Source organism: Sphingosinicella humi, from assembly GCF_003129465.1.
Taxonomy (GTDB): Bacteria; Pseudomonadota; Alphaproteobacteria; order Sphingomonadales; family Sphingomonadaceae; genus Allosphingosinicella; species Allosphingosinicella humi.
The window spans coordinates 486,354-510,571 of record NZ_QFFF01000001.1; the positions used below are offsets into that span (position 1 = coordinate 486,354).

18 protein-coding genes, 1 tRNA gene and 1 pseudogene are annotated in these 24,218 nt (G+C 66.5%); 9 read left to right on the top strand and 11 right to left on the bottom strand.

Going from position 1 to position 24,218, the window contains the following annotated elements:
* Positions 1 to 143 precede the first annotated feature (143 nt).
* Positions 144 to 1,583: a cytochrome ubiquinol oxidase subunit I gene (locus DF286_RS02470; protein ID WP_109270002.1), complete on the bottom strand. Its 1,440-nt coding sequence runs from the start codon at positions 1,581 to 1,583 to the stop codon at positions 144 to 146.
* Between the two features lie 498 nt (positions 1,584 to 2,081).
* Positions 2,082 to 3,005, bottom strand: a complete 924-nt coding sequence (locus tag DF286_RS02475; RefSeq protein ID WP_109270003.1) for a glutaminase — start codon at positions 3,003 to 3,005, stop codon at positions 2,082 to 2,084.
* 253 nt (positions 3,006 to 3,258) lie between these two features.
* On the opposite strand from DF286_RS02475, the gene DF286_RS02480 reads away from it, so the two are divergent.
* Genes DF286_RS02480 through DF286_RS02490 form a run of 3 tightly spaced genes read left to right on the top strand, consistent with a single transcriptional unit; the run spans position 3,259 to position 7,941 of the window.
* Positions 3,259 to 5,037, top strand: coding sequence for an N-acetylglutaminylglutamine amidotransferase (locus tag DF286_RS02480; protein ID WP_109270004.1), 1,779 nt, complete (start codon positions 3,259 to 3,261; stop codon positions 5,035 to 5,037).
* The gene (gene ngg / locus DF286_RS02485) at positions 5,037 to 6,806 is read left to right on the top strand and encodes an N-acetylglutaminylglutamine synthetase (RefSeq protein ID WP_109270005.1); all 1,770 of its coding nucleotides are present in this window, start codon (positions 5,037 to 5,039) and stop codon (positions 6,804 to 6,806) included. Before DF286_RS02480 ends, ngg begins: the two co-directional genes overlap by 1 nt.
* Positions 6,787 to 7,941 (top strand): osmoprotectant NAGGN system M42 family peptidase, encoded by a 1,155-nt coding sequence (locus DF286_RS02490; RefSeq protein ID WP_109270006.1) that lies wholly within the window; start codon positions 6,787 to 6,789, stop codon positions 7,939 to 7,941. Before ngg ends, DF286_RS02490 begins: the two co-directional genes overlap by 20 nt.
* A gap of 12 nt (positions 7,942 to 7,953) precedes the next feature.
* On the opposite strand, the gene DF286_RS02495 is transcribed toward DF286_RS02490, so the two are convergent.
* From DF286_RS02495 to DF286_RS02505, 3 genes are all read right to left on the bottom strand, one after another.
* Positions 7,954 to 9,666 (bottom strand): dipeptidyl-peptidase 3 family protein, encoded by a 1,713-nt coding sequence (locus tag DF286_RS02495; RefSeq protein WP_109270007.1) that lies wholly within the window; start codon positions 9,664 to 9,666, stop codon positions 7,954 to 7,956.
* An 83-nt stretch (positions 9,667 to 9,749) separates the two neighbouring features.
* Entirely contained in the window at positions 9,750 to 10,466 is a 717-nt protein-coding gene (locus DF286_RS02500; RefSeq protein WP_109270008.1) for a PP2C family protein-serine/threonine phosphatase, read from the bottom strand.
* Positions 10,467 to 10,561: 95 nt separating this feature from the next.
* Positions 10,562 to 10,635 (bottom strand) — tRNA-Gln (locus DF286_RS02505).
* Positions 10,636 to 10,783: 148 nt separating this feature from the next.
* On the opposite strand from DF286_RS02505, the gene DF286_RS02510 reads away from it, so the two are divergent.
* A complete protein-coding gene (locus DF286_RS02510; RefSeq protein ID WP_109270009.1) occupies positions 10,784 to 11,836 on the top strand; it encodes a Ppx/GppA phosphatase family protein in 1,053 nt (350 codons plus the stop codon).
* Positions 11,833 to 12,507 (top strand): RlmE family RNA methyltransferase, encoded by a 675-nt coding sequence (locus tag DF286_RS02515; RefSeq protein WP_109270010.1) that lies wholly within the window; start codon positions 11,833 to 11,835, stop codon positions 12,505 to 12,507. The genes DF286_RS02510 and DF286_RS02515 overlap by 4 nt, the downstream gene beginning before the upstream one ends.
* Positions 12,508 to 12,510: 3 nt before the next feature.
* On the opposite strand, the gene DF286_RS02520 is transcribed toward DF286_RS02515, so the two are convergent.
* From DF286_RS02520 to DF286_RS02540, 5 genes are all read right to left on the bottom strand, one after another.
* Positions 12,511 to 12,687, bottom strand: a complete 177-nt coding sequence (locus tag DF286_RS02520; RefSeq protein ID WP_109270011.1) for a glutathione S-transferase — start codon at positions 12,685 to 12,687, stop codon at positions 12,511 to 12,513.
* Positions 12,684 to 13,169 (bottom strand): OsmC family protein, encoded by a 486-nt coding sequence (locus DF286_RS02525; protein ID WP_109270012.1) that lies wholly within the window; start codon positions 13,167 to 13,169, stop codon positions 12,684 to 12,686. The genes DF286_RS02520 and DF286_RS02525 overlap by 4 nt, the downstream gene beginning before the upstream one ends.
* Before the next feature lie 38 nt (positions 13,170 to 13,207).
* Entirely contained in the window at positions 13,208 to 13,969 is a 762-nt protein-coding gene (locus DF286_RS02530) for a DsbA family protein (protein ID WP_243444688.1), read from the bottom strand.
* Positions 13,969 to 15,351, bottom strand: coding sequence for a M48 family metalloprotease (locus DF286_RS02535; RefSeq protein ID WP_109270013.1), 1,383 nt, complete (start codon positions 15,349 to 15,351; stop codon positions 13,969 to 13,971). Before DF286_RS02535 ends, DF286_RS02530 begins: the two co-directional genes overlap by 1 nt.
* Before the next feature lie 94 nt (positions 15,352 to 15,445).
* Positions 15,446 to 17,962 carry an Rne/Rng family ribonuclease gene (locus DF286_RS02540; RefSeq protein WP_170303917.1) on the bottom strand — a complete coding sequence of 839 codons (2,517 nt, stop codon included), beginning with the start codon at positions 17,960 to 17,962 and terminating at the stop codon, positions 15,446 to 15,448.
* Positions 17,963 to 18,454: 492 nt separating this feature from the next.
* Between DF286_RS02540 and DF286_RS02545 the strand changes: the two are divergent.
* The 4 genes and pseudogenes from DF286_RS02545 to DF286_RS02560 form a co-directional block, all read left to right on the top strand.
* Positions 18,455 to 19,240: pseudogene (locus DF286_RS02545) on the top strand (N-acetylmuramoyl-L-alanine amidase family protein); the annotation flags it as partial.
* Positions 19,241 to 19,307: 67 nt separating this feature from the next.
* Positions 19,308 to 21,818: a penicillin-binding protein 1A gene (locus tag DF286_RS02550; protein WP_109270015.1), complete on the top strand. Its 2,511-nt coding sequence runs from the start codon at positions 19,308 to 19,310 to the stop codon at positions 21,816 to 21,818.
* Between the two features lie 121 nt (positions 21,819 to 21,939).
* Positions 21,940 to 23,067 carry a peptide chain release factor 2 gene (prfB, locus tag DF286_RS02555; protein ID WP_109270016.1) on the top strand — a complete coding sequence of 376 codons (1,128 nt, stop codon included), beginning with the start codon at positions 21,940 to 21,942 and terminating at the stop codon, positions 23,065 to 23,067.
* The gene (locus DF286_RS02560) at positions 23,057 to 23,752 is read left to right on the top strand and encodes a methyltransferase domain-containing protein (RefSeq protein WP_109270017.1); all 696 of its coding nucleotides are present in this window, start codon (positions 23,057 to 23,059) and stop codon (positions 23,750 to 23,752) included. The genes prfB and DF286_RS02560 overlap by 11 nt, the downstream gene beginning before the upstream one ends.
* Here DF286_RS02560 and DF286_RS02565 read toward each other — a convergent pair.
* Positions 23,749 to 24,141 carry a JAB domain-containing protein gene (locus DF286_RS02565; RefSeq protein ID WP_109270018.1) on the bottom strand — a complete coding sequence of 131 codons (393 nt, stop codon included), beginning with the start codon at positions 24,139 to 24,141 and terminating at the stop codon, positions 23,749 to 23,751. The genes DF286_RS02560 and DF286_RS02565 overlap by 4 nt on opposite strands.
* Positions 24,142 to 24,218: the final 77 nt, after the last annotated feature.

A 24,218-nucleotide genomic window follows, 5' to 3' on the forward strand; every position in this document is an offset into this window, starting at 1 on the left:
TCCCCGGAACGGGGAGGAGGACCGCGACGCGAAGCGGCGTGGTGGAGGGGTCGCGAGCACCAGCGAGCATGGAGAGGCCTCGACCCCTCCACCATGCTTCGCATGGTCCCCCTCCCCGTTCCGGGGAGGATCTGGATGTCGTCTCATCGCTCCGCCTCCTCGCTTCTGTCCGGCCTCGGGTTTGCGCCGCCATGCTCGACCGAGGCGGCGGGGGTGATGCCGGCGGTGCGGATCGGGGCTTCGGCCGGCTCCGGCTCGGCCGGGTGGGGCGGATGGGCCATCAGCTTCAATATGTAGACGGTCCCGGCCGCGAAAACCGTGAAATAGACGATGACGAAGGCGATCAGGGAGGCGCTGACGGCGGGCGAGGCGAGCGGCGAGACGGCATCTTCGGTGCGCAGGAGATTGTAGATGACGTAGGGCTGGCGGCCGACCTCGGTGGTAACCCATCCGGCGATGACGGCGACAAAGCCCGCCGGCCCCATGATCAGCGCGAAACGGTGCAGCCTTCGCCAGTCGTAGAGGCGCCGGCGTGCACGGGCGAGAAGGCTCCAGAGGCCAAGCCCCAGCATCAGGAAACCGAGCGCGACCATCACCCGGAACGACCAGAAGACGATACCGACCGGCGGCCGCTCATCGCGGGGCACCGTCTTCAGGCCCTCGACCGGCTCGTACAGGCCGTGATGAAGGATGAGCGACGAAAGGTACGGGACCTCGACGGACGCATGCACCGTCTCCGCTTGCGAATCCGGGATGCCGAACAGGATCAGCGGCGCGCCGTTCGGATAGCTTTCGAAATGGCCCTCCATCGCCATCACCTTCTGGGGCTGATGCTCCAGCGTGTTGAGGCCGTGGAAGTCGCCGACGACAATCTGGATGGGCGCCACCACTGCCGCCATCCACATGGCCATGCTGAACATCTTGCGCACGCCTGGCAGGTCGCGGCCCTTCAGCAAGTGCCAGGCCCCTACCCCGCCGACCACCAGGGCGGTCGTCAGAAAGGCGGCGATGACGGTGTGGACGAGGCGATAGGGGAAGCTCGGGTTGAAGATGATGTCGATCCAGCTTCCGGCCGGCACGAACTGGCCCACATCGTTCATCGCCCAGCCGGTCGGCGTCTGCATCCAGCTGTTCGCCGACAGAATCCAGAAGGCCGAAAGCAACGTGCCGACCGCAACCATCAGGGTCGCGAAATAGTGAAGACCCTTCCCCACCCGGCTCATGCCGAACAGCATGACGCCGAGGAAGCCGGCCTCCAGGAAGAAGGCGGTCAGCACCTCATAGGCCATGAGCGGCCCGATCACCGGCCCTGCCTTGTCGGAGAAGACCGACCAGTTGGTGCCGAACTGGTAGGACATGACGATGCCGGAGACGACGCCCATCGCGAAAGCGATGGCGAAGATCTTCATCCAGTAGCGGAAGAGGTTGAGATAGACGCTGTCTCCCGTCCTCAGCCACAGCCCTTCCAGCACCGCCAGATAGGAAGCGAGGCCGATCGAGAAGGCCGGGAAGATGAAGTGGAACGAGATGGTGAACGCGAACTGGATCCGCGCCAGCAGGAGGGCTGTCTCAGCGTCCGTCACCCTGTTCTCGACTCCGGTGGTTCGGCGGGACCCCTCTAACGGATCGGGTTGGAATATTCACCCCCGGACGTCTGCGAAACGCGGTCAGCCGCTTGCGGGTGCTGCAACCAGGACCCCTGCTTCTTCGTTCCGCCCTCAAAAGGAGTGTGTCATGGATTTCATCAGAAGCATGCAGCAGCGGGACTGGATCATCGCCGCCGTCGCCTTCCTGGCGGGAGCGATTATTTTCTGAGCCGCGCCGTCATCCCGGCGGAAGGCGAGAACCGAGAACAGCTTCATTGGAGGTGGAGCGGCAAGCGCCCGCGCGCATCACCCAAATCCCCTGTTCTTGGGCCCCGGCTTTCGCCGGGGTGACGTGTCCACTATCCCGAGCCGCGCCGTCATCCCGGCGCACGCCGGGAGCCAAGAACACCGGCGGTTTGGGATGAAACGGGGAGCCCTCCCAAGCTGCCAAATCCCCTGTTCTTGGCCCCCGCCTTTCGCCGGGGTGACGTCCAGTCACACGAACGCGGACCAGCCCGTTCGTTCGACCAGCTTTTCGAGTGCCATCGCGCCAACCTGGCTCGTGCCGGCGGCGTTGAGGCCGGGGGACCATACGGCGATCGAGCCCTTGCCCGGCGCGATGGCGAGGATACCGCCGCCGACGCCGCTCTTGCCGGGAAGGCCGATGCGGAAGGCGAACTCGCCCGAATTGTCGTAATGGCCACAGAGCATCATCATCGCATTGACGCGGCGGCAGCGGCGCGAGGCGACCACGCGGCGGCCGGTCACCGGATCGCGGCCGTCGAAGGCCAGGAAAAGGGCGGCCCGGGCGAGCTGGCGGCACGACATGGCCAGGGCGCAGTGGCGGAAATAGGCGGAGAGCACCGTCTCCACGTCATTGTCGAGGCGGCCGAACGCCTTCATGAACCAGGCGAGGCTGCGATTGCGGGCGCCGGTTTCCGATTCCGATTGCGCGACACGATCATCGATGAAGACGCTGTCGTCCTCCGCCTCTTCGCGCAGCAGGGCGAGAAGCTCCTCGACGAAGGCATCGGCGCCGCGATCGCCGATAAGCTGGTCGGTGACGACCATTGCGCCGGGATTGATCAGGGGATTGCGCGGGATGCCGTTCTCGCGCTCGAGCTGGACGATCGAGTTGAACGGGCTGCCGGAAGGCTCGCGCCCCACCCGCTTCCACAGGACGGGGCCGACCCGCTCCAGCGCCAGGGCGAAGGTGAAGACCTTGGAAATGCTCTGGATCGAGAAAGATTCGTCGCAGTCGCCGGCGCAGTGATACCGCCCCTGCCCGTCCACGATGGCGATGCCGAACTTGCGGGGATCGACCTCGGCGAGGGCCGGGATGTAGCTCGCCACCTTCCCGGCGCCGCGGTGCGGCTCCACGGCGGCGGCGACCTCGGCAAGGATGGCCTCCATTTCCATACCGAAGATTGTCCCAGAGCCGAGCCGAATTTGCAAAGAATGTCATCCCGGCGTTCGCCGGAACCCAAGAACATAGTGGTTGCCAGAAATGCTATGAGGTCGCCGCTTCACCGAAAATCAACGGTGTTCTTGGGTCCCGGCGTTCGCCGGAATGACGATTTACGTGCTCGAAAGACCGAGCCCAACTTGTAATGACCGTCTACATCCTTACCCTTAAAGGCATGCCACACATCAACGACCAGGCCCGCTGCCCATGTGCGGCATAGCGGGCGAGATTCATTTCAACGGCGGCATCGCCGATGCCGCCGCGGTGGCGCGGATGATGGCGAGCCAGGAGCGCCGCGGGCCGGATGCCTGCGGCCAGCTGATGCGCGGACGGGTGGGCCTGGGCCATCAGCGGCTGAAAATCATCGACCTCTCCGACCGCTCCGCCCAGCCTATGAGCGATCCCGAGTTGTTGCTCGACATCGTCTTCAACGGCTGCATCTACAATTACCGGGCGCTGCGCGAGGAGCTGGAGGGGCAGGGCTACCGCTTCTTCTCCGGCGGCGACACCGAAGTGATCCTCAAGGCCTATCACGCCTGGGGCACGGACTGCGTCGAGCGCTTCCACGGCATGTTCGCCTTCGCCATTCACGAGCGGGAGAGCGGACGCGTGGTGCTGGCGCGCGACCGGTTCGGCATCAAACCGCTCTATTATTCGGAAACGCCGGGGCGGCTGCGCTTCGCCTCGACCCTGCCGGGCATCGTCGCGGCCGGGGACGTCGACACGTCGATCGATCCCGAGGCGCTGCAATTCTACATGAGCTGGCACGCGGTCGTGCCGCCGCCCTGGACCATCCTGAAGGGCGTCCGGAAGATGGCGCCGGCGACGGTGCGGGTGATCGAGGCGGACGGGTCATCCCAGGAGCATGTTTATTGGGACCCGCCCTTCGGCCTGGCTTCCGGAGATGCCGAGCGCAGCAAGGGTGATTGGGAGGAGATGCTACTCTCCGCCCTCCGCACCGCCGTCGAGCGGCGGATGGTGGCGGACGTGCCGGTGGGTGTGCTGCTTTCCGGCGGGGTCGATTCCAGCCTGATCGTCGGCCTTCTCGCCGAGATGGGCCAGCACGGCCTCTCCACCTTCTCGATCGGCTTCGAGGAGGCGCATGGCGAGAAGGGCGACGAGTTCAGATATTCCGACCTCATCGCCAGCCATTACGACACTAATCATCACCAGCTCTTCATCCCCTCGTCCGACCTCTTGAAGGAGTTGCCCGGCGCCATCGCCGCGATGGCCGAGCCGATGGTGAGCTACGACAATGTCGGCTTCTATCTGCTCTCCCGCGAGGTCGCGAAGCACATCAAGGTCGTGCAGTCCGGCCAGGGCGCCGACGAGATATTCGGCGGCTATCACTGGTATCCGCCCATGGCCGGGGCGAACGATCCGGTCGCGACTTATGCCAAGGCCTTTTTCGACCGCGACGCCGGGACACTGAACCGCCAGCTCGGGCCGGATTGGCGCAATGGCGCGACCTTGCCGCTGGATTATGTCCGCGATCATTTCGCGCGCGCCGGCGCCGCGGATCCGGTCGCCAAGGCGCTGCGCATCGACAGCACCGTGATGCTGGTCGACGATCCGGTGAAGCGGGTCGACAATATGACCATGGCCTGGGGTCTGGAGGCGCGTGTCCCCTTCCTCGACCATGAGTTGGCCGAACTCGCCGCGCGCATCCCGTCCGACCTCAAGCTCGCCGGCGGGGGCAAGGGCATCCTGAAGGACGTGGCGAGGAAGGTCATACCGTCGGAGGTGATCGACCGTCCCAAAGGCTATTTCCCGGTGCCGGCGCTCAAATATATCCAGGGCCCGTATCTCGATCTCGTGCGGGATGCGCTCACGTCGGAGTCGGCGAAGGAGCGGGGCCTGTTCGAGCGCGACTATCTCCAGACGCTGTTCGACGATCCCACGGGGCATATCACTCCGCTTCGGGGCTCGGAGCTGTGGCAGGTCGGGCTGCTCGAGCTCTGGCTGCAGCAGCAGGGTGTCGGCTGATGCGGCGTAGACAGCGGAAAACCGAAGCGCGGCTGGAGCGCGTCCATCGCCAGCATAATTATGTCGAGGGCGAGAAGCCGGAGCCGAACGCGATCGTCGATTGCGGCTGGGGGCGGCTGCTATTCGCCAACACGTTCGACGATGTGGCGACGCTCGTCTCGGAGATCCGGGCCGAAGGGCCGGAGCAGCGTGACATCGCCGTCTATGTGAGCGACCCCCATGTCCTCATCGGCACTGCGCCGGCCGAGCTGTTCCTCGACCCCTCGCACACCTATCGATTGAACCTCACCAACTATCGCGGTTGGGATCGCAAGCCCTCCGGCTTCTTCATTCGGCGGATGATCGCGGAGCAGGACGCCGATGCCGTCAACCGCATCTACGCGCTCAACAACATGGTCCAGGTCCGTCCCGACTTCTTCGAGAGCCGGGGCGAGCGGCGCGAGCTCATCTATTTCGTGGCCGAGGATGAGGAGACCGGGGCCGTGATCGGCACGGTCACCGGCGTCGATCACGCCCGTGCGTTCGACGATCCGCAGAAGGGCTCCTCGCTCTGGTGCCTCGCGGTCGACCCGCAGACGGGACATGCCGGCGTCGGCGAGGCGCTGGTGCGCTGGCTCGCCGAGCATTTCATCGCGCGGGGCGCGGGCTGCATGGACCTGTCGGTGCTGCACGACAATGAAGGCGCCATCGCGCTTTACGAGAAGCTCGGCTTCGCCCGCCTGCCGCTTTTCTCGGTGAAGCGCCGCAACGTCATCAACGAGCGGCTGTTCGTCGGGCACGATCCCGCCAAGGACATGAACCCCTACGCCCGCATCATCATCAACGAGGCGCGGCGGCGCGGCATCGGCGTCGACGTGCTCGACGCGGCGGGCGGCTTGTTCCAGCTTTCGTCCGGCGGGCGGGTCATCCGGTGCCGGGAGTCGTTGAGCGAGCTCACCAGCGCGGTCGCGCTCTCCATTTGCGACGACAAGGCCCTTACCCGCCGCATCGTCGAGGCGGCCGGTGTGAGCGTTCCCGATCAGGTCGAGGCGGGCGATCGCGAGGCCGTGGCGGCGCTGCTGGAGCGCCACGGTTCGCTGGTCGTGAAGCCGGCGCGCGGGGAGCAGGGGCGCGGCGTCGCCGTCGATCTCGACACGATGGAGAGCGTCGATCGCGCCGTCGAGAACGCGTCGGCCCATCCGGGACGCGTCATCGTCGAAAGCTATCATCCGGGCGAGGATCTTCGCCTGATCGTCATCGGCTTCAAGCTGGTCGCCGCCGCGATCCGCCGGCCGGCCGAAGTGATGGGCAATGGCCGCGACAGCGTGCGCGCCCTGATCGAGCGGCAGAGCCGCAGGCGGGCGGCGGCCACGGGCGGGGAATCCACCATCCCCCTCGACGCTGAGACGGAGCGCTGCGTCGACAAGGCTGGTTTCACACTCGACGACGTTCCGAAGGAAGGCATCGCCTTTCCCGTGCGCAAGGCCGCCAATCTCCACACCGGCGGCACCATCCATGACGTGACGACGCTGGTGCATCCGCGGCTCGTCGAGGCGGCGGTGACGGTCGCCCGCGCCATCGACATACCGGTGGTGGGGGTCGACTTCATCGTGAGGAACCCCGCCGAGCCCGGCTACGTCTTCATCGAGGCCAATGAACGCCCCGGCCTTGCCAATCACGAGCCGCAGCCGACGGCGGAGCGTTTCATCGACCTGCTCTTCCCGATGAGCATGCCGGCGGCGGCGCGGGACCATCATATGAGGAAGACCGATGCCGGCACCGGCCATTGATACCGATTATCTGAAGGCGCAGCTCGAGGCGCTGCTCTCGATCCCCAGCCCCACCGGCTATACGGACACGATCGTCCATTATGTGAGCGAGGAACTGGGGCGGCTCGGCATCGATCACAGCGTCACCCGCCGCGGCGCCATCCTCGCTTGCTATCGCGGACACAGGCAAGACGGCGCGCGCGCCGTCGTCGCCCATCTCGATACGCTCGGCGCGACCGTGAAGCGGATCAAGGACAATGGCCGGCTCGAGTTGGTCCCGATCGGCCACTGGTCGTCCCGCTTCGCCGAGGGTGCGCGAGTCACCTTGTTCACCGACGAAGGCAGTTTCCGCGGCTCGATTCTGCCGCTCAAAGCCTCCGGCCACACGTTCAACGAGGAGGTGGATACGCAGCCCGTCGCCTGGAGCCAGGTCGAGGTGCGCATCGACGCCGACAGCTACGACCGCAAGAGCACCGAGGCGCTCGGGGTCCATGTGGGAGACTTCGTCGCCATCGATCCGCAGCCCGAATTCCTGGACAATGGCTACATCGTCTCCCGTCATCTCGACGACAAAGCGGGCTGCGCCGTCTCGCTCGCGGCCTTGAAGGCCATGGTGGACGCCAAGATCGAGACGCCGGTCGACGTCCATTTCATCTTCACCATCACCGAAGAGGTCGGCTCCGGCGCCTCGGCGGTGCTGCTCGATCATGTCGTCTCGATGGTCTCGATCGACAACGGCACGACCGCGCCCGGGCAGAACAGCTCCGAATTCGGGGCGACCATCGCCATGGCCGACCAGGTCGGGCCGTTCGACTATCACCTGACCCGCAAGCTCATCCGCCTGGCCCGCGAAAACGGCATCCCTCACCAGCGCGACGTCTTCCGCTACTATCGCTCCGACAGCGCCTCGGCGCTCGAGGGCGGCGCGGACGTGCGCACGGCGCTCATCACCTTCGGCATCGACGCCAGCCACGGCTACGAGCGCATCCACATGCACGCGCTCGAGTCACTGGCGAAGCTGACCGTGCTCTACGCCGCCAGCGACGTGGAAATCAGCCGCGACACCGAGGAACTCGCCGGGATCGAAGGCTTCACCGAGCAGCCGCACGAACCCGCCCCGCAGCACGAGGACGTGCCGTCGCCACCCGCGACCTAGGCCGATGGGCCGCTACACCGCCTCAGGATAGATGGGCTGGATATCGACGGGTATGTCGCGGGTATTGGCCAGCACCGCCTCGGCATGCTCGTCAAGCCGCGCATAGCGTTCGAAGAAGGCCTTGGTGCCCTCGTAATCGCCATTGCCCTGCAGCCGGACGAGATCGGCGACCAGATCGCGGATGCCGGCCTCCAGCTTGTCATAGTCGACCCGGAAGCGTTGCTGGCTTTCGTCCCAGGCGAACGCACCCTTCTCCTTCAAATAGCTGTACTGCACCGCCGCGCCGCGCCCATGCGCCTCGTCGATGCCGAAGCGGACGGCGCGGAAGATGCCGGCGAAATAGGTCGCCAGCGCCTGCTCCCGCTCGGCGGCGGGAAGCTCGCCCCGATCCATCATGTAGAGGATGTTGTAGACGCCCATCACGTCCGCCTTCCCCTCCTCGCTGGCGGAATAGACCTCCTTCAGCTCGGCATTGACGGTCGTCTGCCGCCCGTCGACGGTGATCGTGCCCGGCCCGAGGCTGTGCGACAGCTCGTGGAACAAAGTCTCGTTGGTCATATATTTCTTGGCGACCAGCTTGGCCTGCTCCGGCACCAGGATGAACGGCGCCATCGGCGCGAGGATGCGGTCGTATTTGGCTCCGAGCACGTTGGCGAGGATCACCTTCTTCGCGCCCTTGGCTTCGCGCACGCGCTCGTCGTTGGGCAGGTTGAAGGCGATCGTCTGGACGCCCGGCACATTGTCGCCGCCGCCATGGACCTGGTCGGCGACCAGGATCGGCGATTCAAAACCCCGCTGGAAATTCTTGTAGCGATCCTCGACCGGGAGATTTGCCTCCATGTCGCGCAGCAGCGCCTTGTATTTGTCGAGGTCGCCGCTCGCCTCGGGGTCCTTGACGGTGACGAAGGCTTCGAACGCCGTCTTCGTTCCGTAGAGGCGGTCGGTATAGACCTCATAGGGCCCGATCACGACCTCGATCGGCGTGTCGGCAAGGTCCATCCAGGCGAGCTCGGACTCATAATATTCGTTGGTGCGGAAGGCTTCGGCCCTGAGGGTCAGGAAGCGCTTCAGGCTCGCATTGCCGGTGATCGCCGCCGCCTGCTCCAGCAGCTTGGCCGCCGGTTCGAGCCACTGCTTATATTCCTCGCTATAGGGAATGGCGACGAGGCCGTCGCCCTGGCGCCGCACCACGGTGTAGCCGCTGGTCAGCGCCTCGCGCTGGTCCGGATGAGCGGCCAGATAGGCGTCGAACTCGGCCTTGGTGAGATCGGTCGGATAGAAGCCCGCGCCCTCCGGCCAAGGCGTCGTGCCCCAGAAGGGACGGTTCTCGGCGAGCGTGTCCCACGGCCCGAAGTGGAGATCGAACATGTCGAGCAGCAGCGCCTGATCGGCGCGGCGCGTCCGCTCGATGGCGCTCCGTACCTCGGGATTCTGGACGTAGCGCTGGCGCAGGTAGATGGGGTTCATCAGCTCGGCAGCCTGGATGAGCAGGTTCACCACCTGCCGCTCCTCGGCGCTGAGGAAGCTGGTATCCGGATTCATGTCGATGCGGGCGATCTTGGCGCGCTGCGCGGCAAGATCGTAGCCCTCCTCCTGGGTCGGCGCGGGCGCCTCGGGCGCCGGGGCGGATTCGGATGCCGGAGGCAGCGGCGGCGTTTCGACCGGCGGCGTTGTCGTGCAGGCCGCCGTCGTCATCATCAGCACCGCCAGGATCGTCCTACGCATCGCTCTCTCCTCAAAGCTTGTCTGCCGTGGCTTAGCGGCGACGCGTGAAAATTGGAACGGCAACGGCGCGGAGTTTCTCACGCTCAGTGCGGCGGATCGATCACCACGACGGTGGCATTGTCGACGCCGCCAGCGTCCAACGCCGCCTCGACCAGCGCATCGGCAGCCCCTTCCGAACGGCTGGCGAGGAGGCGGGCGATGGCGGTGTCCGGCACCATGTTGGTGAGCCCGTCGGAACAGAGAAGGAAGCGGCCCTGCGGCTCCCAGCGGCATCGCCCGACGAAGGGGTCGAGCGGCATAGGCCGGGCGGTGCCGCCGAGGCACTGGGTCAACACGCCGCCGCCCAGCGCATGATCGATGCTGATCTGAGCGAGACCGGCCGGTGTCCACCGATAGATGCGGCTGTCGCCGATGTTGAAGGCCAGCGCCTCCTCCCCGCGCAGCACCAGGCCGGCGATGGTCGTGCCCATTCCGGCCAGCACGGGGTCGGCGGCCGTTGCAGCGTGGAGGCGCGCATTGGCTTCATCGAGCGCGGCGGTGACATCGCGCCGATCCTCGAGACCGCTCATCAGCGGCGCCAGCGCCTCGACGATCAGCGCGCTCGCCACCTCGCCCGCCGCATGGCCGCCCATGCCGTCCGCGACCAACGCCCAGCCGCCGTCGGCGGAAAGCCCGCCGCTCCAGCGCTCCCGCCCGGGCCCGGATGTCCATCCGGGAACGGCGCACATATCCTCGTTGCTCGACCGGACGAGGCCGACATGCGTCAGGGCCGATACGGCGCAATGGTGATCGCCTGGCAAGGTGCGAAGCTCCCGCCGATGCCATGCGACAATAAGCGATCACGCGCCCCGCAACCAGTGCGATCCGCCGGTGAGCTTGCAAGCGAGGGAGTATATGGATGCCCCGCGTGGATTCGAACCACGATTGACGGAGTCAGAGTCCGTAGTCTTACCATTAGACGACGGGGCAGAGAGGGGCGCGAAATAGGCGGCGGCGCGGAGGCTGTCAACGGCCCTGGGCGCCGCCGCTTGCCCCAAAGCGGTATCCCATGTAATTTGACGGCAAGTCAAAGGCGGCAAAACGTCGCCTGAACGAGAACATAAGAGTGGTTTCGAGCATGGCGCACATAGCCGCCACGGCTCCGCAAACGCCGGGACCCGTGCCGGCTCATGCGGCCCAAATCCGCCCTCAACCGCGGCGGTATTCCCCTCGCCACACCTACGGCGCGCTCGATCTCGGCACGAACAATTGCCGGCTCCTGGTCGCGCGCCCGGCCGATAACGGCTTCACCGTCATCGACGCCTTTTCCAGGGTGGTGAGGCTCGGCGAAGGCCTCGCCGCCAGCGGCCGGATCAGCGAGGCGGCGCAGGACCGGGCGCTCGCCGCCCTTTCCGTCTGCGCCGAGAAGCTGCGCCGGCGCCGGGTCTCGCTCGCGCGCTCGGTGGCGACCGAGGCCTGCCGCCGCGCCGCCAACGGCCGCCACTTCGTCGAGCGGGTCTATAATGAGACCGGGATCGCGCTCGACATCATCTCCCCCGAGGAAGAGGCACGCCTGGCGATGCTCGGTTGCCATCGGCTGCTGGAGCCCGGCGAGGGCCCTGCCCTCATCTTCGACATCGGCGGCGGCTCGACCGAGCTGGTGCTGATCGACACGGATGGCGTGGTGCCGCGGATCAAATGCTGGTGGAGCGCGCCCTGGGGCGTGGTCTCCCTGACCGAAAGCGAAGGCCGCGACTTCGCCGACGCCGACGAGCGGCTCGCCGCCTACGGCCGGATGCGCGAGCGGGTGCGCAACGCCTTCCGCCGCTTCGTCGAGCTGCTGCCGGCGGAGAAGGAGAATATCCGGCTGATGGGAACGAGCGGCACCGTCACCACCCTGGCCAGCGTCCATCTCGCCTTGCCAAGCTACGACCGCCGGGCGATCGACGGGCTGATGGTGCCGGTCGATTCGATGCGGGAGGTCAGCACCAAGCTGTCGCGGATGTCGCTGGCCGAACGTTCGGAGCTGCCCTGCATCGGTCATGAGCGCGCCGACCTGGTGGTCGCCGGCTGCGCCATATTGGAAGCCATCATGGACATCTGGCCCGCCAAGATCCTAGGCGTCGCCGACCGCGGCATTCGCGAAGGCATATTGCGCTCGCTGATGGCGCGCGACGGCCACCGCATATGAGCCGGGACGTGTCCGGAAGGAGCGGCGGTCTGAAGACCCGCGTGAAGACCGCGAAGGGTCGGAAGGTCGGCTCGACCCGCTGGCTCGAGAGGCAGCTGAACGACCCTTATGTGAAGCGCGCCAAGGCGGAAGGCTATCGCTCGCGCGCGGCCTACAAGCTGATCGAGCTGGACGAGCGGTTCGGTTTCCTGAAGGGCGCCAAGCGCATCGTCGACCTCGGCGTGGCGCCGGGCGGCTGGAGCCAGGTGGTGCGGCAGAGGCTGCCGCAATCGACCGTCGTCGGCATCGACCTCCTCCCCACCGATCCGATCGAGGGCGCCACCCTCCTCCAGATGGACTTCATGGACGAGAAGGCGCCGGAGCTGTTGAAAGAGGCACTGGGCGGCCCCGCCGACCTCGTCCTGTCCGACATGGCGGCGAATACCGTCGGTCATCCACAGACCGACCACCTGCGCACCATGGCGCTGGTCGAGGCGGGCCTGCTCTTCGCGACCGAGGTGCTGCGCCCCGGCGGCGCGTTCGTCGCCAAGGTGCTGGCAGGCGGAGCGGATTCGGCGCTGGTGGCCGAGCTCAAGCGCAATTTCGTGACCGTGAAGCACGCCAAGCCCCCGGCCAGCCGCAAGGGCTCGTCGGAGTGGTACGTCGTCGCTCAGGGCTTCAAGGGCGAGTAGCGGTTACTCGCCAATCGCCTGGTCGAACGCCGCCGTCGCCCGCTCGAACTTGTCGCGGCAGCCGGGGTTGCAGAAGCCGACGACATGGCCGCGATAGAGGGTGAGCGCATCCCGGCTGATCGGCTCGCCTGACCAGGGGCAGTCCGCATTGACCGCGTCTTCCCGACGAAGCTTGCTCATGCCGTCTCCCGCTCCTCGACCATGATCACCGGCTCGTGCGAAACCGGGAAGTTCATCGACCGGGCGATGAAGCAGACCGCGTGCGCATCATGGTGGAGCGCCTTCGCCTTTTCGGCATCCGAATCCGCCGAAACCGTGACCTTCGGGCGAAGCACGACGCTGGAGAACTGGCCGGCCCCGCCCGGCTCCTCGACCATGACGCCTTCGGCTTCGTCCTCATAGGCAGTCACCACGACGCCGTTTACCGCGCACAGGTGGAGATAGGCGAGCTGATGACAGGCGGAGAGCGCGGCGACCAGCAGCTCTTCCGGGTTCCAGCGCGCCGCATCGCCCCGGAAATGCGGATCGGAGGAGCCGGTAATGTCCGGCTTTCCCTTCCCGCTCAGCACATGGGAGCGGCTGTAACCCCGATAGGAAGCCGTGCCGCTCCCCTCGTTGCCGGTCCAATTCAACCCGACGGTATAATGATGCTCTCTCGCCATGATCACTCCCTCGAAATCGCGGCTTCAAGAGGCCGCTGCTATCCCTTCGCGCGCGCTTCGGCGATGGCTTCCTTGAGCGCCTGGTAGCCCACCGCGCCCTGCAGCACCTGATCCCCGACGACGAAGGTCGGCGTGCCGGTGGCACCGATGGCGCGGGCGAGCTGGAAATTCTTCTCCAGCTCCGCCTGGACCGTCGGCGCCGGCAGGGCCGAGGCGACGCCCACCTTTTGCCGAGCCTCGGCGATATTGGCTTCGGTGGGCCGGCCCAGATCGAACATCGTCTCGTGGAAGGCGAGGAAGTCGCCCTGGCGCGCGGCGGCGAGGCTGACCTCGGCCGCCGCCTCGCTGCCCGGCCCCAGCACCGGCAGCTCGCGCCAGACGACCTTCAGATTCTCGTCCTCCTTGAGGAGGCGTTCGACGTCGGGATTGCTCTGGCGACAGAAGCCGCAGGCATAATCGAAGAACTCGACCAGCACGACGTCGCCCTTCTCATTGCCCGCCCAGGCGCTTCCGAACGGCGTCTCATAGGCCGCGCGGTTGGCGTCGACGGCCTTGGCGAGCTGCCGTCCCTGGAGAACCTGCACCGCCTCCGGGATGATTTCCGGGTTGGCCAGAAGATAGTCGCGCACGATCCGCTCGACCTGTTGCCGGTCCGGGTCGCCCGCAGCGCCGCTTTGGAGCGCGAGCGCCACCGCCCCGCCGCCGAGCAGCAGGCCGGCGAGCCCCGCTCCCACGATCGTCTTCCAGTCCTTCGACATGCGTTCGGCCGAGCCGCGCACTCCCCCCGGGCTCGTCTCCACTAGCGTCTCTTGTCCTTCTCCACCGCGGCGCGGGAGACCATGGCGATATCCTGGGCCCGGATCCAGTCCGGGCTGCCGGTGGGTATGCCCTTCATCGCCTGCTCGGCGCTGGCCAGCGCGAGCTTCGCCCGGCCCTCGAGATTATAGCGCTCGGCCGTGGCCAGGGAGGCGCGGGCATGGTCCCCCTCCCGGTCGTAGACGATGCCGAGCTGATACCAGGCGAAGGGGTTGCTGTTGTCCCGCACCACGGCGGCGCGAAGCACCTTCTTGGCCTCTTCGAAATTGTCGAGATCTTCGGTCGCGATCAGGGCGTGGCCGAGCAGCGCCGAGATGAGCGGCTCCCTGGGCGCGATCGCCACCGCCTTGCGGAGTGAGGCGAGCGCCTCCGCGGGCTTTCCCGATTCAAGCAGGATCTGGCCCTTCAGCTCGAGGAAATAGGGATCGTTCGGCTTCTCAGCGAGCAGGCTGTTGACCTCCGCCTCGGCTTTGTCCGGATAGGCGCTCTTGTGCCAGGCATAGGCGCGGGCATAGCGGGCGGGGATGCTCTGGTCCGTCTCCGGATAGCGGATCAACGTCTGCTTGGGATCGAGGACATAGCCCGCGAGCTTGGCCTTGACCCGCTGGAAGCGGGCTTCCAGTTCGGGGTCGGTCGGCGTGTCCCAGGCCGGATCATTCTCGTAGAGATTTTCGAGGACACTGATGCGCTGGCCCGTCAGCGGGTGGGTGCGGGCATAGGCATTGTCCTGCGGGATGGCGAGGCGGTATTCCATGTTCTGGAGCCGCCGGAAGAAGGCGAGCGAGCCCTTGCCGCTGATGCCGGCCTTGGACAGATATTTGGCGCCGGCCTGGTCGGTCGAGGATTCCTGGGTGCGGCTATAGGCGAGGAACTGGCTCATCGCCGCCTGCTGCCCGGCCGCCATGATGCCGGCCCCGGCCTCGCCCGCGCCGGCCGCCATGGCGGCGGCGCCGAGCACCAGCGACAGCAGGGTAATGCCGGTCGCCGCCTTGGCGCTTTCACCGAAACGAACGATGTGCCCGCCGGTGATGTGACCGAGCTCGTGGGCTACCACGCCCTGCACCTCGTTCGCCGACTCGGCGGCGGTGAGCAGGCCCGAATAGACGTACACTATCTGGCCGCCGGCGACGAAGGCGTTGATGTCGTCGCTGTGCAACAGCACGATGTTGACGTTGTCGGGCTGGAGGCCGGACGCCTCGACGATGGGCCGCGACATGTCGCGGAAGAAGGCTTCCGTCTCGGCATCCCGAAGGATCGACTGCGCCATCGCCGGCTGCACCATGAGCGCGAAGCTCAGGCTCAGCAGCATGACCAGCCGGGCTAGAAAACGGCCCCGCTCGCGCGCTGCCTCGGATGCTTCAGCCATGGCTCGCCCTATCTACGTCCACGCCTGAACCCGACATGAAACGGGTCCGCGCCGGATTTAGCAGAGGCGCGGACCCGATCATAGCAGCCGCCGATCAACCGCCGAACGTGCGTTGCCACCAGCCGCGACGGGGCGTCCCGCCGTCGCTTTCGATATCGGAGACTTCGCCGTCCTCGGCCAACTGCCGCTCCAGAACCGGGGCCTCGGGCGCGGGTTCGGGCGCCTTGCGCGCGCGGCTCCGCCGCTTGGGCTTTTCGGGAAGCTCCTGGCCGTCTTTGGCCGCCTCGGGAGTCGGCTCCGGCTCGGCCGGCGGCGCTTCGGCCACGGGCGCCGGCTCGGCCGGCGGGGTTTCGGCCTCATCCTTCTTGCGGCGGCTCCGCCGGGGCTTGGGCGTGGGCGCGGGCTCCTCGGCCATCTCCGGCACGGGTTCGACCGCCGGCTCGGCGGAAGGCGTCTCGACCGCTTCCTCCGCGGCCGGCGCTTCCGCCCCCGCTTCGACCTTCTTGCGGGCACGTGGACGGCGGCGGGTCTTCTTCGGCTCTTCCGGGGCTATCTCGTCGACCGGAGCTTCAGTCACCGGCTGAGCCTCCAACTCGGTCGCGTCCACCGCGACCTCCTCGGTAGCGACAGCCTCCTGGGTTTCGGCTAGCGGCCGCTCGGCGCCGCCTTCCTCGCCGCCACGACGGCGGCCGCCGCGACGGCCGCGCCGGCGACGGCGCTTGCGGCCGCGTTCACCCTCGCCCTCTTCGGAACGCTCGCGTTCGCGCTGAGGCTCGCCGCGCGCCGGGCGCGGCTCCTCGGCCGCTTCCTCTTCTTCCTCGAAATCCTCTTCGAGAAAATCCTCTTCCTCGTCGACGACGGGCTCGGCGACCTTTTCGAAGCGCGGCCGCTGCGTCGGCGGCGGGCCGACCGATTCGACGCTCATCTTGGCGCCTTCGAAGCTCTCGTCGATCAGCACCTCGACGACGACGCCGTAGCGCTCCTCGACCTCGGCGATCTCGTGGCGCTTCTTGTTGAGCACATAGACGGCGGCCTCGCGGCCGGCGCGCAGCACGATGCGGCTGCCGCGTCCGCGCGCCGCCTCGTCCTCCAGCATCCGGAGCGCCGAGAGGCCGGCCGAGGATGCCGTGCGCATCAGGCCGGTGCCTTCGCAATGCGGACAGGGCTTGGTGGACGCTTCGAGCACGCCGGTGCGCAGCCGCTGACGGCTCATCTCCATAAGACCGAAGGAAGAGATGCGACCGACCTGGATGCGGGCGCGATCATTCTTCAGCGCCTCCTTCATCGCCTTCTCGACCTTCCGGATATGGCCGGAGGATTCCATGTCGATGAAGTCGATGACGACGAGGCCGGCCATGTCGCGCAGCCTCAGCTGGCGGGCGATCTCGTTCGCGGCCTCGATGTTGGTCGCGAAGGCGGTCTGTTCGATATTGTGTTCGCGGGTCGAGCGACCCGAGTTGATGTCGATGGAAACCAGAGCCTCGGTCGGGTTGATGACCAAGTAACCGCCCGACTTCAGCTGGACGAGCGGCTGATACATGCCAGCCAGCTGGTCCTCGACCCCGTGGCGCTGGAACAGCGGCACTGGATCGGCATATTGCTTCACGCGCCGGACATGGCTGGGCATCAGCAATTTCATGAAGGAGCGCGCGGCCTTATAGCCTTCCTCGCCCTCGACCATCACTTCCTCGATGTCGCGATTGTAGATGTCGCGGATCGCGCGCTTGATGAGGTCGCTGTCGCCGTAGATCAGCGCCGGAGCCGAGGACTGGAGCGTCTTCTCGCGAATCTCGTCCCAGAGCCGAGCGAGATAGTCGAAGTCCCGCTTGATCTCGGTCTTGGTGCGGGAGAGGCCGGCCGTGCGGACGATGCAGCCCATCGTCTTGGGCAGGTTCAATTCCCCCATTATCTGCTTCAGGCGCTTGCGGTCGGCACCGTTCGAGATCTTGCGGCTGATGCCGCCGCCATGGCTCGTGTTCGGCATCAGCACGCAATAGCGGCCGGCAAGGCTGAGATAGGTGGTGAGCGCCGCGCCCTTGTTGCCGCGCTCTTCCTTGACGACCTGAACCAACAGCACCTGGCGGCGCCGGATGACGTCCTGGATCTTGTAGCGGCGGCGCAGCGCCTGGCGCTTCTTCCTCAATTCGTCGGCGGCATTTTCCTCAGGCGCGCTCTCGGCCTCCTCAGCCGGCGGCGGAGCGTCTTCATCGGAGACCTCGACCTCGTCGCCTTCGATTTCACCCTCAGCCTCGAATTCGTCGGTGGAACCGCTCTCGTCGAGGCGCTTCTCCTCGGCCGCGCGGAGCCGCTCTTCCTCGGCGGCATGCTCCGCCTCCTCGCGAAGCAGCGCCTCGCGGTCCTCCTTGGGGATCTGGTAATAATCGGGATGGATTTCGGAGAAAGCCAGGAAGCCGTGGCGGTTGCCGCCATAGTCGACGAACGCCGCCTGAAGCGACGGCTCAACCCGAGTGACCTTGGCTAGATAGATATTCCCCTTGAGCTGCTTGTGCTCGGCGGATTCGAAATCAAACTCCTCGATCCGATTTCCCTTGACCACCGCCACCCGGGTTTCTTCCTGGTGGCGCGCGTCGATCAACATGCGCATTGTCATTTATATCACTCCACGCGCACGACGCTTGATTGAGCAGGCGGCGCGCGCGCTCGAATAGGGACGAAGGCGCGACCGATGGGGCGCGCGCCTTGGTTGTCCGGGTTGAAGTCAAAAGTGCGTCTGCTGCGCAAAGCTGCCGGATCGCTAATGCCGGTTGCAAAGTCCCCGCCACGCCTGAACCCATAAGGGGGCGTTGAATTTTCGGGGAATTATGCCTCATGCAGCGTCAACCTAGGTGGCCGGCGCGAGACGGCCGGCGTAATTCGCTCGATTCGATGCTGACGGAGACTGGTCCCGTGTCCTCTCGAACCGAAGCTCGGTGCTAGCATTTAGGGAGCGAAGCGGCAACTGTTTAGGCGCCGCCCTTTTCACTGGACCGGGCGGGACGTGGCGCGGCAATATGCCCTCATGGGGCTCCTTTCCGTCCTGCTTTCCCTGCTCCTGGCCCTCGTGCCGGACCTGGCGCTGCGTTCGGTAACCGACGCCGATGACAAGCGAGCCGCGGGGGTTACTATCGTCCTCGACGAACCCGCGCTCAACGACGCCGACCTACCACCGATACTGGGCCCCGACGATCCCGATCGGCCGCTGGTCGTCATCGACGCGGGCCATGGTGGCCGGGACCCCGGCGCCACTTCCCCCCACGATGCGGCTTTCGAGAAGGCGGTGACGCTCGCCCTGGCCCGCGCCATTCGCGATGAGATCGCCGCCTCCGGCCGGGTGCGCGTTGCCCTCACCCGCGACGACGATCGCTACATCGAGCTCCGCGACCGTTATGAAATTGCGCGCCGTCTCGGCGCCGACCTGTTCATCTCCGTCCATGCCGATGCGGCGCCGCGCAACGACGAGGCGCATGGCGCCACCATCTACACGCTATCCGAGGTGGCGTCGGACCGTGAGGCGGCCCTGCTCGCCGCGCGCGAGAACCGGACCGGCCTGATCAACGGCGCAGGGCTCGCCGGCGATGCGGGCGTGGACCGCATCCTCATCGACCTTGCCCAGCGCGAGAGCATGAACCGCTCGGCCGACTTCGCCCAGCTGCTGAAGCGAGAAGCCTCGCCCTTCTTCCCGTTCCGGCCGGACTATCACCGCTTCGCCTCGCTGATCGTGCTGAAGGCGCCGGACATCCCCTCCATACTGTTCGAGTCAGGCTATCTTACCAACGCGAAGGATGCGGCCTACATCCATTCAGCCGAGGGCCAGAAACAGATTGCTATCGGCATGCGCCGCGCGATCGAGGCTCATTTCGCCGACGAGATCGTTGCCGCTCAAAGTTGAGACGAGATGCATTTCAACGTCAGCGCAGTCCTTCACCCCGCCCTGATGATCGTCTAGAGCGGACGGCATGACCGAGACCAGCAATAGCAGCATGCGTTTCACCCTCCGGCGCGACATGGGCGAGATCGGCCCGGCGCTTCGCCGGCTATGGGCTCATCGCTGGGCCAAGATCGCCGCTGTCCTGCTGGCGATCCCGATCCTCGCCTATATTGCTCTCTGGCTCGTCTTCGCGCGCGGTTTGCCTTCGGCCGAGACGCTGCTGACCTACGAGCCGGCTCTTCCCACCCATGTCCGCGGCATCAACGGCGAGATCGTACAGACCTATGCGCGCGAGCGGCGCGTCGAGCTGGAATATGAGGAATATCCGCGCCAGATGATCGAGGCCTTCATCTCGGCCGAGGACAAGACCTTCTTCCAACATGGCGGCATCGACTATCCGGGCATCATTCGCGCCATCTTCACCAACCTCACCAGCAGCGGCCGACCGGTCGGCGCCTCCACCATCACCCAGCAGGTCGCCAAAAACCTGCTGTTGTCGAACGAGCTCAGCTACACCCGCAAGGTCAAGGAGGCCTTCCTCGCCCGCCGCATCGAGGACGTGCTGACCAAGGAGCAGATTCTCGAACTCTACCTCAACCAGATATTCCTCGGCCGCAACGCCTATGGCGTGCAGGCGGCAGCCCGCGCCTATTTCGACAAGGATGTCGACGATCTGACCCTAGCGGAAATGGCCTACCTGGCCATTCTCCCCAAGGCCCCGAATAATTACAACCGCCCGCACCAAGAGGCGCGCGCCATCGCCCGCCGCAACTGGGCGCTGGGCGAGATGGAGCGGAACGGCTTCATCACCGCCGCCGAACGCGCCGAGGCGCAGGCCGCGCCGCTCGGCATCATCAACGGCCCGCGCGAGAGCGTCGAGAATGTCGGCGGCTATTATATGGAGGAGGTCCGCCGCCTGCTCGTCTCCAAATTCGGCGAGGACATCGAGGACGGGCCGCACGGCGTCTATTCGGGCGGCCTGTGGGTTCGCACCTCCTACAATCCGGAGATGCAGAAAGCCGCCGAAAAGGCATTCCGCGACGGGCTGATGCGCTTTGCCGGCGGCAAGGGCTGGCGCGATCCGGGGCTCAGCATCGACGTGTCGGAGGGCTGGCGGAACCAGTTGGCCGCCGCGCCTTTCGGAGTCGGCTACGACGATTGGCGCGCGGCCGTGGTCCTGTCCAAGGAGGGCGGCAGCGCCACGATCGGCTTCACCGACGGATCGACCGGGACCCTCCCCGCTTCGGCTGCGGACATGCCGAAGCGCGGCACCGGCACGCCGGCCTTCAGCTTCCTGCAGCCGGGCATGATCATCGCCGTGAAGCGCAACGGCGACAGCTACGCCCTCCGCTCCATCCCCGAGGTGTCGGGCGGCATGGTGGTCGAGGAGGTGTCGACCGGCCGCGTCCTCGCCATGCAGGGCGGGTGGGACGTGCGCGAATCCGTCTTCAACCGCGCCACCCAGGCCAAGCGCCAGCCCGGCTCCACCTTCAAGCCGATCGTCTACTCGGCCGCGCTCGACAGCGGCATGACGCCGGCCTCGATCATCGTCGACGGCCCGTTCTGCGTCTGGCAAGGCGCGGGCCTGGGGCAGAAATGCTTCCGCAACTATTCAGGCCGCAACGCGGGGCCGCAGACGATGCGCTGGGGCCTCGAACAGTCGCGCAACCTGATGACCGTGCGCACCGCCAACCAGACCGGCATGGAGCGCATCACCCGCCTGGCCAAGGCGCTCGGCGTCGGCGATTATCCCAACTACATCTCGATCTCGCTAGGCGCCGGCGAGACCACTGTGATGCAGATGACCAACGCCTTTGCCATCCTCGCCAACAACGGCAAGGAGGTGAAGCCGACGATGATCGACTATATCCAGGACCGGCACGGCAAGGTCATCTACCGCACCGATACCAGACCCTGCGAAGGCTGCGACGCGCCCGACTGGGACGGCAAGCCGATGCCGCGGCCGCCGCTTCGCACGAAGCAGCTGATGGACCCGATGACCGCCTATCAGGTCGTCCACATGCTGGAGGGCGTCGTCACTCGCGGCACCGCGCAGCGACTGCGCGACCTTGACCGGCCGCTGTTCGGCAAGACCGGCACCACCTCCGGCCCCAACGACGTCTGGTTCATCGGCGGCACGCCCGACATCGTCACCGGCGTCTATGTCGGTTACGACCGGCCCCGAAGCCTCGGCGGCTGGGCGCAGGGCGGCCGCATCGCCGCGCCGATCTTCGAGGAGTTCGCCCGCGCCACCATCGTCGATCGTCCGAAGGTCCAGTTCCGGGCCCCGGCCGGCATTCGCTGGGTGCGGATCGACCGGCGCTCGGGTCGCAAGGTGTTCGGCACCTGGCCCACGGGCGAAGACCCCAAGGCCGCGGTGATCTGGGAAGCGTTCAAGCCGGAAACCGAGCCGCGCCGCTCGATCCGCCGCGAGCAGATCGCCGAGCGGGAATCGGCAACGGCTCCGGTCCGCCGCGCCACCGCGACGCGCCAGGCGGACGACAGCGACTTCTTGCAAAGAGAGGGCGGGATTTACTAACGCCGCCCGGAAAATGTCATTCCCGCGAAAGCGGGAATCCATACGAAGTTGGGATGAGGCGTAGCCGCCGCTTGGATTCCCGCTTTCGCGGGAATGACGACCAAATTCGAGGGAACCCAATATGCGCGCTGAAGCGCAAGCCCATGTCGATCAGATCAGGTCCGCGCTCGACCTCCTGCGCCGCTTCCTCGATTGGGACCGGGCGCTGCGCCGGCTCGACGAGCTCAATGCGCGCGTCGAGGACCCCGACCTTTGGAGCGATGCCAAGCAGGCCCAGTCGGTGATGCGCGAGCGCCGCCGCCTGGACGAGGCGATCGGTGCGACCAAGGCGATCGAAAAGGAACTCGAGGACACGATCGAGCTGATGGAGATGGCCGAGGCCGAGGGCGATGAGGGCCTGGTCGACGACGCCGTCACCGCCCTCGCCGCGCTCGCCGAGCGGGCGGAGAAGGACAAGGTCTCGGCCCTTCTCGCCGGCGAAGCCGACGGCAACGACACCTATATCGAGGTCAATGCCGGCGCCGGCGGCACCGAGAGCCAGGATTGGGCCGAGATGCTCCAGCGCATGTACACGCGCTGGGCCGAGCGCCACGGCATGAAGGTGGAGCTGGTCGACTATCATGCCGGCGAGCAGGCCGGCATCAAATCGGCCACCCTGCTGGTGAAGGGCGAGAACGCCTATGGCTGGGCCAAGACGGAAAGCGGCGTGCACCGGCTGGTCCGGATCAGCCCCTATGATTCCAACGCCCGCCGCCACACCAGCTTTTCGAGCGTGTGGGTCTATCCGGTGATCGACGAGAATATCGACATCGAGGTCAACGAGAGCGAGCTGCGCATCGATACCTATCGCGCCTCGGGCGCGGGCGGGCAGCACATCAACACCACCGATTCGGCCGTGCGCATCACCCATCTTCCGACCGGCATCGTCGTTCAGTGCCAAAACCAGCGATCGCAGCACAAGAATCGTGCCGAGGCGTTCAACCAGCTGCGCGCCCGCCTCTACGATCTCGAGCTCCAGAAGCGCGAGGCCGAGGCCAATGCGACCGAGGCGACCAAGACCGATATCGGCTGGGGCCACCAGATCCGCTCCTATGTGCTCCAGCCCTATCAGCTGGTGAAGGACCTGCGCACGGGCGTCACCTCCACCGCGCCGTCCGACGTGCTCGACGGCGACCTCGATCGGTTCATGGCCGCGGCGCTTTCGCAGCGCGTGACCGGCGAGAGCGTCGAAGTCGAAGATGTCGACTAGGGTCCTCGCGCTGTCGCTGCTGGCGATCGGCTGCCGGGAAACGCCGAACGAATCCCCTTTTCCCGAACCTCAGCGGCCGGTGGCGCCCATCGTTTCGCCCCGCTACTCCAACGAGGACGCCCGCGACAGCGCGGGCGAATTCGAGAAGGTGGTCGAGCTGGCGGGCATCCAGCCCGGCATGTCCGTCGCCGATATCGGCGCCGGCGAAGGCTATTATACCGTTCGCCTGGCACCGCTGGTCGGCGCGGAAGGCCGGGTGCTCGCTCAGGACATCATTCCGGAGACGCGGGACGCGCTAGCGCAGCGCGTCACCCGGGAGCGGCTCGACAATGTCGCCGTGAAGCTCGGTCTCCCCAGCGATCCGATGCTGCCCGCCGCCTCGTTCGACCGCATCCTCCTCATCCACATGTACCATGAGATCGAGCGGCCGAGCGAGTTCCTGTGGAATCTGCGGCCGGCGCTGAAGCGCGATGGCAGCGTCGTCGTCGTGGAGCCGGACCGCTCGACACCGCGCCACGGCACGCCGCCGAGGATGCTCGTCTGCGAATTCGCCGCGGTCGGCTATGAGCTCACGCGGTTCGAGCGGCTGCCGAACTCCGATTCCTATTTCGCCCAGTTCCAGGCCACGGGACAGCGGCCGGAGCCGCGCGACATCCCCGTCTGCGCCCTAGAGCGGGAAAGCTAGAGCAGCCCCAGCGCTCTGAAGCTCCGGCACTCGCCGCCGGCAAAGATCAGATGATCGTGCAGCGTAAGGCCGAGCGCCGCGCCCAACTCCCTGAGTTTGCGCGTCGCGACGATATCCGCGTGGCTGGGCTCCGGTTCGCCACTCGGATGGCAGTGCGCCAGGATCAGGCCGGCGGATTCGAGCCGCATCGCGTCCGCTATGATGGCGCGGACCGGAAGGGCGATGCGCCCCGCTTCGCCCCTCCCTTCCTCGGTGAGCCGAAGCAGCCTCCGCTCGCCGGCAAGGTGGGCGATGAGAAGCGCCTCGCGGCGGCGGCCCACCAGCCGGGGCTCGAAGAGGCACGCCGCGTCGCGGGCGGTCCTGACGATCCGGGGAGCGGCGGCGGCCATGGGCCAAGCTTGCCATCAACGCCTTGCCTTGGGGAGCCCGATTGATCCGGATCGGAGTTCATTTCGGATGGACTGCG